The sequence below is a fragment of the Chitinophaga flava genome, from assembly GCF_003308995.1.
In the GTDB taxonomy this organism is placed as follows: domain Bacteria; phylum Bacteroidota; class Bacteroidia; order Chitinophagales; family Chitinophagaceae; genus Chitinophaga; species Chitinophaga flava.
Genome location: NZ_QFFJ01000002.1, coordinates 3,506,935 through 3,522,715, shown reverse-complemented (window position 1 = coordinate 3,522,715; position 15,781 = coordinate 3,506,935). Strand labels below are relative to the sequence as shown.

Annotated in this window: 12 protein-coding genes; 6 read left to right on the top strand and 6 right to left on the bottom strand. The window is 47.3% G+C overall.

What is annotated here, in order from left to right; genetic code table 11:
* The first annotated feature begins 27 nt into the window (after window positions 1–27).
* Together DF182_RS29235 and DF182_RS29230 are read left to right on the top strand one after the other, a co-directional pair.
* Window positions 28–885 (top strand): helix-turn-helix domain-containing protein, encoded by an 858-nt coding sequence (locus tag DF182_RS29235; RefSeq protein WP_113619292.1) that lies wholly within the window; start codon window positions 28–30, stop codon window positions 883–885.
* 67 nt (window positions 886–952) lie between these two features.
* Window positions 953–1,603: an HD domain-containing protein gene (locus DF182_RS29230; RefSeq protein ID WP_113619291.1), complete on the top strand. Its 651-nt coding sequence runs from the start codon at window positions 953–955 to the stop codon at window positions 1,601–1,603.
* 97 nt (window positions 1,604–1,700) lie between these two features.
* Here the strand turns inward: DF182_RS29230 and DF182_RS29225 are convergent, their stop codons facing one another.
* Together DF182_RS29225 and DF182_RS29220 are read right to left on the bottom strand one after the other, a co-directional pair.
* The gene (locus DF182_RS29225) at window positions 1,701–2,732 is read right to left on the bottom strand and encodes a hypothetical protein (protein WP_113619290.1); all 1,032 of its coding nucleotides are present in this window, start codon (window positions 2,730–2,732) and stop codon (window positions 1,701–1,703) included.
* Window positions 2,733–2,777: 45 nt separating this feature from the next.
* Window positions 2,778–3,743 carry a GlxA family transcriptional regulator gene (locus DF182_RS29220; protein ID WP_113619289.1) on the bottom strand — a complete coding sequence of 322 codons (966 nt, stop codon included), beginning with the start codon at window positions 3,741–3,743 and terminating at the stop codon, window positions 2,778–2,780.
* Between the two features lie 96 nt (window positions 3,744–3,839).
* Here DF182_RS29220 and DF182_RS29215 point away from each other — a divergent pair, with 96 nt between their 5' ends.
* The 4 genes from DF182_RS29215 (at window position 3,840) to DF182_RS29200 (ending at window position 12,365) form a co-directional block, all read left to right on the top strand.
* A complete protein-coding gene (locus tag DF182_RS29215; RefSeq protein WP_113619288.1) occupies window positions 3,840–4,829 on the top strand; it encodes a quinone oxidoreductase family protein in 990 nt (329 codons plus the stop codon).
* 167 nt (window positions 4,830–4,996) lie between these two features.
* Complete coding sequence (locus DF182_RS29210; RefSeq protein WP_113619287.1) at window positions 4,997–7,624, top strand: ROK family protein; 2,628 nt, start codon at window positions 4,997–4,999, stop codon at window positions 7,622–7,624.
* Window positions 7,625–7,640: 16 nt separating this feature from the next.
* Window positions 7,641–9,038: a sugar porter family MFS transporter gene (locus DF182_RS29205; RefSeq protein WP_113619286.1), complete on the top strand. Its 1,398-nt coding sequence runs from the start codon at window positions 7,641–7,643 to the stop codon at window positions 9,036–9,038.
* A 9-nt stretch (window positions 9,039–9,047) separates the two neighbouring features.
* The gene (locus tag DF182_RS29200; protein WP_211327238.1) at window positions 9,048–12,365 is read left to right on the top strand and encodes a glycoside hydrolase family 38 C-terminal domain-containing protein; all 3,318 of its coding nucleotides are present in this window, start codon (window positions 9,048–9,050) and stop codon (window positions 12,363–12,365) included.
* Between the two features lie 70 nt (window positions 12,366–12,435).
* Here the strand turns inward: DF182_RS29200 and DF182_RS29195 are convergent, their stop codons facing one another.
* The 4 genes from DF182_RS29195 to DF182_RS29180 form a co-directional block, all read right to left on the bottom strand.
* Entirely contained in the window at window positions 12,436–13,179 is a 744-nt protein-coding gene (locus tag DF182_RS29195; protein WP_113619284.1) for a GntR family transcriptional regulator, read from the bottom strand.
* A 77-nt stretch (window positions 13,180–13,256) separates the two neighbouring features.
* Entirely contained in the window at window positions 13,257–14,027 is a 771-nt protein-coding gene (locus tag DF182_RS29190) for an ABC transporter permease (RefSeq protein ID WP_113619283.1), read from the bottom strand.
* 1 nt (window position 14,028) lies between these two features.
* Complete coding sequence (locus DF182_RS29185) at window positions 14,029–14,790, bottom strand: ABC transporter ATP-binding protein (protein ID WP_113619282.1); 762 nt, start codon at window positions 14,788–14,790, stop codon at window positions 14,029–14,031.
* Window positions 14,791–14,801: 11 nt separating this feature from the next.
* On the bottom strand, window positions 14,802–15,746 hold the full coding sequence (locus DF182_RS29180) for a pentapeptide repeat-containing protein (RefSeq protein ID WP_113619761.1): 945 nt from the start codon (window positions 15,744–15,746) through the stop codon (window positions 14,802–14,804).
* Window positions 15,747–15,781 lie beyond the last annotated feature (35 nt).

Genomic DNA, 15,781 nt, shown 5'->3' with positions numbered 1-15,781 from the left:
AATGAGTAATTTAATTTAGATTTGGGCATGTATCCGGAACAAAATCTGATTATTGATAAGGAGATCAGGGATTCATTTAGCATTTCCCGGCTGTCTGATACCGACATCAGGGAATCAGCGGCTGTGCATGTTACCTATCATCGAATCTTTATTCTTTCCAAAGCGACAGGAATCATACAAATAGATCAGGCAGGGCATTCTATTAGCGGCCAGGAGATCTTTTTGATTTCCAAAGGACAGATATTTTCTTTCTCAGCTGCCAGCAGCCTCAATGGGTTTGAAATACTGTTTGGTGATTGCTTTTGGGAAAGGGCCCCGGCAAGTGCATCCAACTGCAAGGCTGTTCTGTTTACCAATACCACATTAAATCAAAGACTGTCATTAAAAACATCCGATGCCACGAGCCTGCTCCCGGTTTGCGAAATGATGATGCAGGAGTATTTAAATGATGATTACCCCAACAAGCTGGACGCAATGGCCGCCTATCTAAAGATCATCATGATCAAACTGGCCAATATTAAGGCTTCATCAGATGGTGAAATAAACAGCTTCGACAATCAGCTTTATCAGCGATTCCTCCAATTGGTCAGCACCAGGTTTATGCATACCCGCGAAGTAGCGGATTTTGCCAGAGCGCTTTCTGTTTCGGCCCGTAAACTCTCTGATGTATGCAGGCACAAAAGCGGCTTTGGCGCCAAGGAAATTATCAATGGATATATTATTGCAGAAGCAAAACGTTCACTTCAATTTTCTGCAAAACCCATCAAACAGATCGCCTATGATCTTTCATTCGTAACACCAGAACAGTTCAGTCATTTCTTCAAGAAAAACACTCAGGTTTCTCCGGCCGACTATCGCCATCTTTTCGTAAATATTGGCAGGTAAACGGTGGTTTCTGACATTCCTGATGCCTTAGCTTCATTTTAGCTTTGTTGCATTAAAACTTAAAACTATGTCAGTAACCAAATTAAAATCAGTAGCAGGGATTGTAATTCCTGACAGCAAGATAGCCACCGAAGCTACGGAGCTGCTGCTGGAACACGGCACTTCCTTTATTTACAACCATTCGCTGAGGGTATTTCTCTTTTCATCATTGAATGGAAAGAGGTTGAATGTAAAATACGACGCCGAGTTGCTATATATAAGCGCCGTATTTCATGATCTGGGCCTCGTTCCTCATTATAGCAGTCCTGATTTGCGATTTGAGGTTGACGGCGCCAATGCCGCCAGGGATTTTCTAAAAAGTCATGGCGTACCTAAAGAGCAGCTGCAGCTCGTCTGGGACACGATAGCGCTTCATACCACCATAGGGATCGCTGAATACAAAGAACCGGAAGTTGCTTTAATGTATTCGGGCGTTGGTCTGGATGTTATGGGAGAAGGTTATGAACATTTGAGTGAAGAACATCGTCATGAAATTATCAAAGCATTTCCGAGAACCGATTTCAAGAAGCGGATTATTCCAACATTTTTCAGTGGCTTTGAACATAAGACTGATACAACTTTCGGTAATATTAAAGCCGATGTTTGTGCTTATATGATACCAGGATTCCAACGAAAAAATTTCTGCGACTGTATTCTACATTCACCCTGGAATGAATAAAAAAATCAGGCTAAAAAACAAACCTCTTGCCATGCAAGAGGTTTGGGATTACTCCAACTACTACAATCTTTCCGCAATGTCGATGACGGAATAAGTGCTATTTTTTTATATACAATTGCTGTTTCAATTTCATTATCTTTTCTCTTACATCATCATCATGATGCGCTTCTATGGAGCTAATCAGGGAAGAAGACAATTCAGGATCGGAATCATATAATTGTGTCAGATATGCCACCGCCAAATCTACTTCACGGGCTCCACGTTTGAGCCCATGGACACTTCCATTATACTGATTATATTCCGGTGCTTCATTCGTTACAAACTCATAGAGGGAACGTTGCAAAGCTTCATCATAATACCAATTCTCATCGTAATTATCAACGGAGTAGCGCTCTATCAGGCAATCGCCGGATTTATTAAAAAGCATTGCGAGGATCCTATCATCCCTTTTTTGCCCATAAAACTGGCGGCATTTCACCTCACCAGTGCGATAATAATAAACACTGTCAGCGTACATCAATTTACCATCATTCGTATATAGTCGCTGATCTTCATCCTCTTCTTCATAAGTAGCGCACACAGCACCGCCGGCGCCGTAATTCACACTGGCATGTAAACCATTGTCGATCCAATCATGATTATCATAGAAGTATTCAATTGAAGTAATTTGTCCGGAACTGTCAAATTCCAAATACGCCCCTACTGCAGTAGCATCTTTAAATTCACCATATTCAAATTTCCGGACCAGTATTCCATCAAAGGGTTGATTTTTGTAATCAATACAGCCTATTGAACTGTAAGGATGGTTCCGCTTGATATCCGGGTCAGCAAAATCGACGATATGGGGAACGAATGCTCCATGTCTGTTGGATAATTGGAAACCGGGATCATAATTACAATACCATTTGAGTTCTCCGTTCTCATATTCAGCGATGCATTTAGGATAACCTTCCTCATAGAACGTGACATACCTTCCATGCAGTTTTCCGTTCAGCCATTCTGTATATTTAAAAATATCGATCTGAACACCTGTAAATGGCTTATCCGCGTAATGGGTTAGTCCCTTTTCCGTACTGAAATTTCGGTCATTTTTATTCTTGATTGCAGCGGGCCTGTAGTATGGTTTCATAGGTTTGTTATGCTGGACAATATAAGTACATTATTTACAAAGAAGCTAGGATATTTTACGAACAACCGGAGGTTGTAATTGTTTTCTGAATTCAAGAGGTCCCATACCTGTTACTTTGGAAAACAACCGAGAAAAGGAAGAGGGGTCATCAAATCCAATGTCATAGCATATTTCGGAAACTGACAATTTTGTTTCTTCCAGCAATGTTTTCGCCAGGTCAATCCGCTTTGTCTGTATCCACTTTCCGGGCGTCATCTGAAGTTCATCAGAAAATTTACGGGCCATTGTTCGTGGCGACATCCCCAATTGTCTGGCCATGACTGAAATGTTTATGCCGGGATCATCTTTAAAAAGTTTATTTAGCTTTTTTTCAAGCTGACCAGTCTGTTCATCCATTGAAAATTCATACGGGCTTTGAAACTGGCGTGAAGAAGGTAAAACCATCAGTTTTCGTACATGACGTTCCTGTTTTGAAAAGCCGAGATCAGCCAACAGTGTGGTTAGTAGCTCCAGGCCCGAAAAACCGCCTCCACTCGTATAAATCCGGCTATCACGAACCACAATACGTGCCGGCTCCCACTTTACATCGGGGAATCGCTCCTGTACTACTTTTTTCAGCCACCAGGTAATCGTTGCCCGTTTACCATTCAGTAAACCGGAAGCAGCGAGCATGTATGATGCGCCGCAGGTGGCTGCAAGGATAGCCTGTTGTTTTTGTGCGGTGTTTATCAAAGGCCTGGCAATACGCCATTCTTCTTCCAGTAGTTCCGGCTTTGTCATCACTTCCGTACCCAAACCACTTAATAACACCAACACATCTATTTTCCGGGAGGGCCGGCTTTTTGCGCTAAAAGTAATACCGGACCTGGATACAGCTTGTTTATTTGATGAAACAAATTCAATTGTAAATTGACTTGAGTCATTGAGCTCATTTATTGCCTGTAGAATTTCGGTAAATGTTGAAGCAATTGCTGAATAAAACCCAGCTGGCAAATAAATCACAAAATGCATGGTGGCAATTTTTGCATGATAAATGTCAAAATAGACACGTCAAAGTTAGCCAATCCGGAATAATATTGTCTTCGAAATAAATGCCAACTATTAGTCATGAAAGCAATTGTATTTGACAAGATCGGCTCCCCTGAAGAAGTGCTGGAACTCAGAGAGGTTCCTGTTCCTGAAATAAAGGATAATGAAGTACTGGTGAGGATGGTTTCTTCTTCTATTAATCCGGGAGATTTTTTATTCATACAGAATCTTTATCCGGAGCCTAAAAGACCGCTTTTCCCGGGACAAATTGCCGGCAACCACGGTGCGGGAATTATTGAAAAAGCTGGGAAAACAGTTAAATTAAAACCAGGAACATTTGTTGCATTCAGCTATTACAACACCTGGGCTGAATATGCAGCTGTACCCGATGAATGGCTGATTCCCTTACCCATCGATTATCCTGTTGAACTGGCCGCGCAGTTAGTCAACCCTATTACAGCATGGGATCTGATTGATCAGGCAGGCTTACGTGCCGGCCAATGGCTTGCTGTTACTGCCGGAAATTCGGCCGTTTCTTTGATGGTGATGCAGTTTGCAAAACATAAAGGGATAAATGTTATCTCTTTGATACGCCGTGCCCAAAGCACCATTGACCTTGTTTCCATGGGTGCCAACGCCGTTATTGAGCTTTCCAGCCTGCAGGAAGGCATTAAAGAACGGATCATGCAAATAACAAACAACCAGGGAATTAATGCAGTAATCGATAATGTTGGCGGACCTGTTACAGGTGAATTGATCCGAAGCATGGCCTTTGGCGGACGCGTGATCATTAATGGAGGGATGAGCCCCGATAAATTTGAATTGCACAATTTTGATATACTCATGAGCGGAGCAGAAATCAAATCCCATGTATATCGCTATTTCTTCAACCCGCCAACAGCTGCCGACGCTGCCGTTCTGAAGGAAATCATCAGCATCTCTTCACAACCAGGTTTTCAGACCCCGTTAGGAGGAATGCATAGTTTAGCAGATGTTGAGACGGCTGTTACAGAAAGTATACAATATCCTCAAAAGGGTAAGCGTATTTTCAGCATTTCAAATATCTGATTCTTATCTCTTCTCTTCGTAAAACCAAATATAAAAAAGCCACGTCATGTCTATGACGTGGCTTTCATAGTTGATGCTATAATTATTCACCGCCGGACTGCCTGCTCACTAATTTAATTTGTCACTCCAAAAACTTTTATTATGTTTGAACATATGAACATTAAATAATGATATCAGAGAAGAAAAAAATAGCGATCGACATTGGCGGCAGTCATGTATCTGCCTGTATAGTAGACACTACTCAGCCGGGAGCACTTCCGGGCAGCATCATCAGCAAAAGTCTGCGGGCAGACGGCAGCATAACGGAAATTATCGCTGTGATAGCCAGCTGTATCACCGCTTTACAAGATACTCCTGTCGGCGGCATCGGGATAGCCATGCCAGGCCCTTTTGACTATCAGCAGGGTATCAGCGCCATCACTAAAGTAGGCGGTAAATTCGGTCGTATGTTTGGCCTCCACGTACGCCAGGCATTACAGGACGCCACCGGTACCGGCGCCCTCCCTGTTCAGTTTTACAACGATGCCCATTGTTTTGCTATCGGCGCCCGGCATGTACTGGGGCTCAACGGTGAAAGGACGGTCCTGCTGACCCTGGGCACCGGCTTCGGATCAGCGTTCCTGGCAAACGGAGAACTGGCTGCTGGCCCCGACCTCCCACCTTCCGGTGCTTTTTATGATTGTCTCTTCCAGGACGGTCTGGCGGATGACTACTTCTCCACACGCTGGCTGCTGGATACTTTCAGGCAACAGACCACCGTCGCTGTTACTTCTGTGAAAGTAATGGCAGAAGAATATAAAGATATTGCCCAACCGGTATTTAACACCTTCGGCGAAAACCTGGGCACTTTCCTGCGGCCCTGGCTCGCCGGTTTTGGCTGCACCGAACTCGTGATCGGTGGTAATATCGCCCGGGCCTATCCACTGTTTTCCGCTGCCCTGGAAAAGCAGCTCCAGGATCTTCCCTTAAAAATCATCTATTGTCAGGAAACAGAACGCTGTATACTGGCTGGTGCGGCCATGGCTACTCATGCGCCGCAAAACAATATCCTGCGCCGGACGCTACAGCCCCTGCTGCCTGTCAGCCGCGAAACCGCCAGGGATAATACTTATACGATATTCCCTTCTTTTCAGGCCTCCTCTCCGGTACACGAAGGTTATGCTTCCCTCGCATCCCTGATCAAAGATGACCACACCATTATTATAGATGGCTACGATGGGGTGCTATGGGAGCAATTCCGGTCAGGCCTGCACCAGGCGCTGCTCCAGCTCAACCGGCCGGTGTATTGGTACCACAGCGCTGTATGCCTGCAATCGCCTGAGGTGATTACCACCATGCTGCAGGATTATTCCGGCACCGCAGACCCTGTATTTGGCAAAAGGTTCGAAGGCAGTCTGTCTGATTTTTTTGATGCAGAAAAACTATCCCTGATAAATCCTGATGATACACCTGGTGTGCATATCATCTATGGCACCGGCGCGGCCCTTACCGGCATCAAAGGCCGAACGCTCTATATCGACGTTCCTAAAAACGAAATCCAATACCGTCTCCGGGCCGGTAGCATTACTAATATAGGTACACCTACGCACACGTATAAACGCTGTTACTTCGCCGACTGGCCTGCTTTAAACAAACACAAACAGACTCTGCTGCCACAGCTCGACATTATCATCGATGGTCAGCGCCCGGATACGATCACCTGGATGCAGGGCACTCATCTTCGTGCAGCCCTCGACGATATGCTCACCAAGCCTTTCCGCGCCCGGCCCTGGTTTGAAGCCGGCGTATGGGGCGGCGAGTGGATGAAAAAAAATCTCTCCGGCCTCAATCCTGACGAAGTAAACTATGCCTGGTCCTTTGAACTCATCACGCCCGAAAACGGCTTAGTGCTGGAAGGCGATAACAAGCTGCTGGAGATCTCCTTCGATATGCTGCTGTTTCACAACAACCGGCAACTGCTCGGGAAAGCAGCACAACGCTTTGGCACCGCCTTCCCCATCCGCTTCGACTTCCTCGACACTTTCAACGGCGGGAACCTCTCTGTTCAGTGTCACCCACGGCCGGAATATACCCGTACACATTTCGGTGAAGACTTTACACAAGACGAAACATACTATATCCTGGACTGTGAACCGGATGCACAGGTATACCTCGGCTTCCAGGAAGATATACAACCCGAAGCTTTCAAAAGTGCACTGCAGGAGGCATTGACTAATAACGTCCCCCTGCCGGTTGAAAAATATGTGCAACAGTTCTCCGCCCGCAAGCATGATCTGTTCCTCATTCCCAACGGTACTGTACACGCCTCCGGAAAAAACAATATGGTACTGGAGATCAGCAGCACCCCTTACATCTTTACCTTCAAGATGTACGACTGGCTGCGTACAGACCTTAATGGCCGCCCCCGTCCTATCCACCTGGACCGGGCATTTGAGAACCTGTACTTTGACAGGAAGGGCGAAACAGTACCTGCTACATTAATATCACAGCCTCAGTTGCAGGAAGAATGGACGCAGGGAAAAAAATGGCAACTGCCCACCCATCAGGAACATTTTTATACCGTGGACCGTTATGAATTTTCCGGAGAGGTACGTATACGCACCAACGGACAATGCCATATCTGTATGCTGGTGGAAGGACGGCAACTGGAAGTGAGCGCGGGCAACAGCACACAGCGGTTTCAGTATGCAGAAACATTCGTTATTCCTGCCGGAACTGACACCTATACCTGCCGTTATGATGGTGAAGGCAAGGCAATGCTGGTAGTGGCATATGTAAAAGACAACTATTGCTGATTAAATATTTCACGCTATGAGAAACGGTAACACACATCTCTTCATTACCACCGTCACCCTGATTGCTGCATTGGGAGGCCTTCTTTTCGGCTTCGATATCGCTGTTATCAGTGGTATCATTCTCCCGGTCAAAACACAATTCCAGCTGACCGCCTCACAGGAAGGGTGGTTTGTTTCCTGTGCCTTGCTGGGATGCATCGCTGGTGTAGCTGTTTCCGGCACCCTGAGCGATCACATAGGCCGTAAAAAAGTACTGGCTATCGCCGCGTTCCTGTTCCTTGCCAGCGCGATCGGATTTGCTGTGTCCACCACCTATCCACTGCTGATACTTTTCAGAGTACTGGCCGGTATGGGCGTGGGCGTGGCGTCCAACATTTCACCGCTCTACATTTCAGAACTGGCGCCAGCTTCCAGGCGTGGCAGGCTGGTAACTTTTTATCAGCTGGCCATCACCATCGGTATCCTGGTGGCCTATTGCTCCAATCTGGCGATACAGCGGTACGCCAATGCCAGTGGTGGTGCACAGGATGGATGGCTGCACTGGCTGTTTGTAACGGAATACTGGCGTGGCATGTTCCTCGTAGGGGTAGTCCCTGCAGGCGCTTTTTTTGCATTGCTGGCTATCGTTCCCGAGAGTCCGAGATGGCTGGCCCGTTTCGGACAACAAACGGAAGCGCTGCATATCCTGGAAAAAATCAATGGTAATAAAGAAGAGGCCAACACAGAACTGAAGGCTATACTGGCGGTATCAGCGGATCAGGCTAACGGCGGGATACGTTCATTGCTACAGCCACCGCTGCTGCAATTGCTGGTGATGGCCTGTGTATTAACAGCCTTCTCGCAATTCAGCGGTATCAATGCTGTTATCTACTACGGTCCTACCATCCTGCGCGCATCGGGCATTGTCGCCGACGACACCCTGTTATACCAGGTAATACTGGGTGCGGCCAATATGCTCTTTACACTTATTGCCATCTGGAAAGTAGACAGCCTGGGCCGCCGCCCACTCTACCTGATAGGCTCCATCTGCGCAGCAGTGGCACTGACCCTCACTGGTATTTGTTTCCTGCTGAATATCAACGGCGGACTGCTGCTCATACCGATCACCTTTTTCCTGCTGTTCTTTGCCTTCTCACTGGGACCATTAAAATTTGTGATTGCCACTGAAATATTTCCCACACCGGTGCGGGGATTAGCGTTGTCTATCTGCATCCTTGTCATGTGGGTATCCGACTGGCTGCTCAATCTCCTGTTCCCCGTTATGCGGGAAGGCATGGGCATTGCAGCCACCTTCTTCCTGTTTGCCAGTTGTTGCCTTTTCTCTTTTTTCTATGCACGGAAATATTTATTTGAAACAAAAGGTCAATCACTGGAAAACATCACCATCAAAGAAAAAACGATCATCCACCATTAATCATTTATTATGATGAGAATATTCTATTGTATCACAGTTCTGCTTGCCTGCGCCCTGACCGGCACTGCCCAGAAAACAGTCCCTTACCTGGGAAAAGTAGACTGGATCAATGGCTATGACCACGAAACTGAAGGCGAAAATATCCGCTACTACTCTGCTTATCCGGACTATGCCACCACTGCCTTGCTCACCCGCGCCACTGATGGCCATAAAACGATAGCATGGCAGACAGCCGCTGTACCCGCACGTATCAAAGGACCTTATGTTTATTTCAGCTGGGTAGCAGGCCATTCCACCGCTACCAGCAGCGGCGACCGTCACTTTGATTTGTTTGTGGATGATGAAAAACTCCTGACCATCACCACACTGCCACGAAATCAGGCACCTGTATGGTCGTTTGCCGCAGCAGACAGCAGCCGGATCGTCTTTGAACAAATCCGGAAGGATGGCGCCAACGATTCCCACGGCCTCATGTTCCTTAGGCTGCCCGTAAGCCGCATTACACCCGGGAAACCAGTGAGACTGAAAATCGTCGGTCAGGCCCAGCAAAGCAACGACTGGCTCATGACCTTTAAATTCTCCTTCCAGGAGAAAGTGGATATCAACCCGCAACCGTTTATACTCAAAAATGGTCAGCAGCCGATAACCCTCACTGCTCTTCATTTCGGCACGCCCCGCACCTTCCAGGTCACTGTAGGCGGTAAAAAAGTGTATTCGTTCCAGGTAGAAGACGGCGTCAATAAATTCGATATACCCGTTAATCCGGTGCATCAGCCGGATAGTATTCGTATAGTCGTTGCCGATGCAGGTAAAATACTGGCAGATAAATTTGTAGCATTAAAGCCTGTCACCTACCGGGAACTGAATTTTATACATCATTCCCATACAGATATCGGTTACTCTCACCTACAGCCGGAAGTACTGAAAATACATCTCCGGAACATCAACGATGCGCTGGACATGATTGCTGCCACCCGGAATTATCCGGAAGAAGCCAGATTCAAGTGGAACATCGAATCGCTGTGGGCAGTAGAACATTTTCTGCAACAGGCTACACCAGAGAAAAAAGCGGCCTTTATACAGGCAGTGAAAGACGGTAATATCTGTTTATCTGCCCTGTATGCCAATATCCTCACCGGTCTCTGTTTACCGGAAGAAACCTTTCACTTCACCGACTTTGCGGCACAGCTGCGCAATACTTATGGCCTGCACATCCCCAGCGCCATGATCTCTGATGTGCCGGGCTATACCTGGACCACCGTGACAGCCCTTGCCAAAGGCGGTGTGAAATATTTCTCCAGCGGTCCTAATTATCTCGGCGAAAGTCATCCTTACCTGGGAGACCGTGTAGGCCACTTTGTCCGCAACTGGGGGGATAAACCAGTATGGTGGACATCTCCCTCAGGAGACGAAAAAATACTATTCTGGGCTGGCGGCAAAGGATATTCTTCCTGGCATGGCACAGCACCCGGAGCAGTCTTCGAAAGCGGCCCCCAAAAGATCGCCGCTTATTTAAATGAACTGGATGAAAAAAAATATCCCTACGATATCGTACAGTGGAGATACAATGTAGTAGCCGACAACGGGCCTATCGACACTTCCATTTCCCGCTTCGTAAAACAGTGGAATGAAAAGTATGCATCACCTAAAATTGTGCTGAATACTACCGATAAACTCTTTGAAACCTTTGAACAGAAATATGGTAAAGACCTGCCAACAGTAAAAGGCGATATTACTCCTTACTGGGAAGACGGCGCCGGCTCTACCGCCAAAGAAGAGGGACAGAACCGCGTCAACAGCCTTCGTTTATCGCAGCTGGCCAATGCCTATGCCATGCTGGCTCCTGGTCAGTATAATGCACAGCAGTTCTACAACGCATGGACCAATATCCTGATGTTCCATGAACATACCTGGGGCGCCCATAACAGCATCTCTCAGCCGGACGTCCCGTTTGTAACGGAACAATGGCGCATCAAAAAACAATTTATGCTGGATGCAGACAGCCAGATCAACGTTATTGCAGACAAACTGTTCCAGCCATTGACAGACGAGCGTTCCCGCAGTATTGCCGTAGTCAACACGCTGTCATGGCCGCGGAGCGGACCGGTGAAGATCAGGATAGCCGGCAAGTCCGTGAAGGATAGCCATGGCCGGAAATATCCTCTGCAGCACCTTTCCGACGGCACCTATGTATTCCTCGCCAGCAATGTGCCTGCTTTCGGAGCCGAAGTGTATACTGTCAGTGATCAACCTGCAACTGCCGCCACTTCGTTTACCCATAAGGGTAATATGCTCACCAACGGCAATATCACCGTTATATGGGACCCTATCCACGGCAGTATCACCCAACTTAATGCGAAAGATGGCCATAACTACGCCGGTACTTTTCAATCGCAGGGCCTGAACAGCTATTGGTATGTACCCGGCCAGAACCCCGCAGATGCCGTTACCAATCAGCCTGTACAGGTACAGGTATTGGAAAGTGGTCCTGTAGTGACTTCCATCGTCCTCCGGGCGCAGGCCCCAGGTGCAAATGCACTGGAGAAACGCCTTACTTTGTACGCCAACAGCAGCACTTTACTGATCGAAAACATGGTTGATAAAAAACCGGTGAGGCAGAAAGAGGCGCTGCATTTTGGTTTTCCATTTGATGTACCCTCCGGAAAAGTAACACTGGACGCTGGTTACGGCACGCTGCGTTATCTCGAAGACCAGCTGCCTGGTTCCAATATGGACTTCCTCTTTGGCCGCAGATGGATGGATATCTCCAATCCTGCCAACGGTCTACAATGGATGCTGCTGGAAGCACCGATGGCAGAACCAGGCAACATGATCGATGAGCGCCTGCAGATTGCGCAAAGCCATAAGAAATGGAAAAAGGCTGGAGAGCCAACCACTCGCTGGTTTTCCTATGTGATGAACAACTACTGGCATACTAACTACAAGTCAGACCAGGAAGGCAGCAGCAGCTATCATTATGCCTTACAGCCGCATGGCCAGGCGAATGGCACTGCGCTCGAAATGGCAGCAGCTGATTTCTCACAGCCGTTGATCGGCTTTCCGGCGAAGAAAGGAGCTACCTTGCCGGCGGGGCTTTTCAGTCTTACCAACGCGGCGGTTGTTGCCACGGCCGTAATACCAAAGGAAAATGGCCAATACATGATACGCCTCTTTAATCCCGGCCAGACGCCACAAAATACCGGATTCAACTGGGGCACGCTCAAGCCTGCACGAATTTCAGTTGTCAGAAACGGGATCACCAAAGATGCCAACGCCACCTTCAGCTTACCAGCTATGGGTGTAGAGGAATATCTGATCATTCCATAAACCAAACAGGCTGTATCATTCTTTGAATGATACAGCCTGTTTTTGTCAAGGTGTTAAAGTTCTTTATTATTTACAACTGTGGCCTTTTCAGTTCAATGCTGTACGTAAAACAATCACTCCGGTACCAGCATATATTAAATTCCAGCGGCCGTCTGCTGGCATCCAGGACTACCCTTCGCCGCTCCAGTACCGGCGCCCCTTTTTTAATCTTCAACAGGCTGGCAATCTTCTCATCCGCACCTATCGCTCTGATCTCTTCCTGCGAATAAACGGGTACAACATGAAAATCCGCATCGAGCATTTCATATAGCGGACGATCAAAATTTTCTTTACCGGTAAGCCCTATCCTGGGATGAAAGAAGGATTCAAAATATACCATCGGGCTTTTCTCTGTGCTACGGATACGCTCCAGACACACTACAGGCTGGTGGTGTTCCATTTGCAGCATCTTTGCTACTTCTTCTTTCGCTTTCACCACCGATACCTTGTTTTTAAGGGTTTTGAAAGGAATCCCTTTATCTTCCATTTCATGTGTAAAGCTATACCAGTTGTCCAGATTGGTGGTGATCTTCTTCTTTTTCACCACGGTGCCCGACCGCTTTTTCCTTTCCAGCAGACCATCTTTTACGAGGTTGCCAATAGCCATGCGCAGCGTGTTCCTGGAAATGCTCCATCGTTTAGCCAGGTCCGTTTCTTTTGGAAAAATATCTCCCTCCCGGAAAAAGTCCTCGCGGATCAGCTTCCGTAATAGTTCTTCAGCCTGCTGGTGCAGTGGAATCTTACTATCATGGTCCAATAAAGGTATCTTCGTCATATATGTACGAACATATTATTTTTTTATGATGAAGAAAAATTTTTTACTGGAAACCAGATAGTTGTTGCCGTCATTTTTTATGTCCGCTTTTTATAAACCCGCATCGCAAAGGCATACCCCACAAGCGCAATTCCCATACACCACGCAAGCGCAACAAAGATGTCAATCCCTACGACAGGCTTCCCTGACAATAGCGAGCGTATGGCTTCCACGATGGCCGTCACCGGCTGATTTTCGGCAAAGGCACGTACAGCCGATGGCATCGACTTAGTAGGCACAAACGCCGAGCTGATTAATGGCAGGAAGTGAATCGGATAAGCAATGACACTGGCGCCATCCACTGATTTTGCTGTCAATCCGGGAATCACCGCTATCCATGTCAGGGCCAGCGTAAACATACCTAGTATACCGGCTACACCAAGCCATGACAACACTCCTGCGGACGAGCGGAAGCCCATCACCAACGCCACAAGAATGATGACAATCACCGATATGACGTTGGACATCAGCGAGGTGAGTACATGTCCCCACAACGCTGCCGAACGTGCAATCGGCATAGAGTGAAAACGCTCAAATATCCCTCGCTGCACATCGGTAAACAGGCGGAATGACACATAGCCTATACTATTGGCGACAGCAATGAGTAATATACCAGGCAACAGGTAATTCACATAGTTATCTGTGCCAGATTGAATGGCGCCGCCTAATACATAGACGAACAACAGCATCATCGCAATCGGCATGATGGTGACGGTGATGATAGTATCCATGCTGCGGAATACATGGCGCATGGAACGTCCGAACATAACACCCATATCTGCGAAAAAATAGTTCTTTGTCGTTTCCATTTTATTGTGCTATTTTTTTATTAATAATTGCAAGAAATATCTCTTCCAACGTCGGCTGCTTTTCAACATACTCCACTTTTGCAGGCGGGAACAGCCTCTTCAGCTCCGCGAGCGTGCCGCTCACGATGATCCTGCCCTTATGAAGAATGGCAATCCTATCGGCCAGCTGTTCGGCTTCATCCAGATACTGCGTGGTCAGGAATACTGTTGTGCCGTTACCGGCAAGCTCTTTGACGATCTTCCAGACCTCAATACGGGCCTCGGGATCAAGGCCGGTAGTCGGCTCGTCGAGGAAAATAAGCTGCGAGTTTCCAACAAGGCTCATAGCGATATCGAGTCTGCGGCGCATACCACCCGAATACGTGGACACCTTGCGGTCAGCAGCATCGATCAGGCCGAAGCGGATCAACAATTCTTCCGCCACCTGACGCGGACTTTTGATGTGTCGCAGCCTGGCGATCATGACCAGGTTTTCCCTTCCGGTCAATATCTCGTCTACGGCGGCAAACTGCCCGGTCAGGCTGATAGACTGCCGTACACTGTTGGGCTTTGACGCAACATCAAATCCATTTACGATAGCCGTTCCGCTGTCTTGTTTGAGCAGCGTGGTGAGGATTTTGACGATGGTTGTTTTGCCCGCACCATTGGAGCCGAGCAGGGCGAAAATACTGCCCTTTTCCACCGCTAAATCTACTCCCATCAGGACATGAAGGTCCTTGTAGGACTTATGCAGTCCTATTACTTGAATTGAGTTATTTTGCATATACTCCCTGTTTATATCATTGAAACGTTTGCCAGATCGGCTCCCATGCCTTTGAGCGCGGCGTAGGTCAATTTATCCATCATCGCGCCATCAAAGCAGATAGTTGAGAGCGCACGGTAATATTTATTCGTCAGGGCATACATAGCACGGAAAGATACATCTCTGAGTGTCGCGCCCTTAAACGACACTTCATTTAGCGCTGTCTTGTCAAACTTAACTCCTATAAAGGTCTGCCCGTCAAAACATACACCCCGCAAATCGGAAGACTTAAAGTCTACGCCGTGAAAACTACAGTTTTCAAAAACCGTTTTTCTAAGATCGGTCATGGCCAACTTTACATCGATCAGCTTTGCGTTGGTGAATTTTGCGCCGTTCAGCCCCGACTTGCTGAATTCAGTACGTACAAGAATGGCCTTGTTAAAGTTCGCACCCGTGAGGTCAATGGCTGACAAGCTGCAGTCTGTCAGATTTGCTCCTTCAAAATTGGCTTCGCTTACATCGCTCCCCATAAAAGCGCTGCCAGTCAGGTCCGCGCCCGAAAAATCGGAGCCGTGCAATGAACTTCCCCTAAATTTCATTTTATGGGCGGTAACGCCCGCAAAGTCACTCTCTGACAGGTTACTTCCGCTGAAGTTTGTCAGCAGCTGCCGTTCAGCCAAACTGGACGGGTCAATAACTTCCTGTTCTGTTTGCGTTATGTCATCATCACTGTCGGCGGTCATTTTAAAAGTAGTCTCGTCATCCAGGGATTGAAAGTTCTCTGAAAAATAGTTAAGGTCAACACCCAGAATCTCTGCGAGCCGGTTCATTGTAATAATGTCCGGGACTGACTCACCGCGTTCCCATTTTCCGACTGCCTGTGGACTAATAAACATCCGTTGAGCTAGTTGGGCCTGAGACATATTTATTTCTTTTCGCGCTTTGGCAATTTTGCTGCCTATGATCTTAGCTTCCATTTGTTTGATTTTTTTCGATACCACAAAGATATTCT

Coding starts and splice junctions, on each gene's coding strand:
- DF182_RS29235 (WP_113619292.1), top strand. CDS start 28: ATGTATCCGGAACAAAATCTGATTATTGATAAGGAGATCAGGGATTCA.
- DF182_RS29230 (WP_113619291.1), top strand. CDS start 953: ATGTCAGTAACCAAATTAAAATCAGTAGCAGGGATTGTAATTCCTGAC.
- DF182_RS29225 (WP_113619290.1), bottom strand. CDS start 2,732: ATGAAACCATACTACAGGCCCGCTGCAATCAAGAATAAAAATGACCGA.
- DF182_RS29220 (WP_113619289.1), bottom strand. CDS start 3,743: ATGCATTTTGTGATTTATTTGCCAGCTGGGTTTTATTCAGCAATTGCT.
- DF182_RS29215 (WP_113619288.1), top strand. CDS start 3,840: ATGAAAGCAATTGTATTTGACAAGATCGGCTCCCCTGAAGAAGTGCTG.
- DF182_RS29210 (WP_113619287.1), top strand. CDS start 4,997: ATGATATCAGAGAAGAAAAAAATAGCGATCGACATTGGCGGCAGTCAT.
- DF182_RS29205 (WP_113619286.1), top strand. CDS start 7,641: ATGAGAAACGGTAACACACATCTCTTCATTACCACCGTCACCCTGATT.
- DF182_RS29200 (WP_211327238.1), top strand. CDS start 9,048: ATGATGAGAATATTCTATTGTATCACAGTTCTGCTTGCCTGCGCCCTG.
- DF182_RS29195 (WP_113619284.1), bottom strand. CDS start 13,179: ATGACGAAGATACCTTTATTGGACCATGATAGTAAGATTCCACTGCAC.
- DF182_RS29190 (WP_113619283.1), bottom strand. CDS start 14,027: ATGGAAACGACAAAGAACTATTTTTTCGCAGATATGGGTGTTATGTTC.
- DF182_RS29185 (WP_113619282.1), bottom strand. CDS start 14,790: ATGCAAAATAACTCAATTCAAGTAATAGGACTGCATAAGTCCTACAAG.
- DF182_RS29180 (WP_113619761.1), bottom strand. CDS start 15,746: ATGGAAGCTAAGATCATAGGCAGCAAAATTGCCAAAGCGCGAAAAGAA.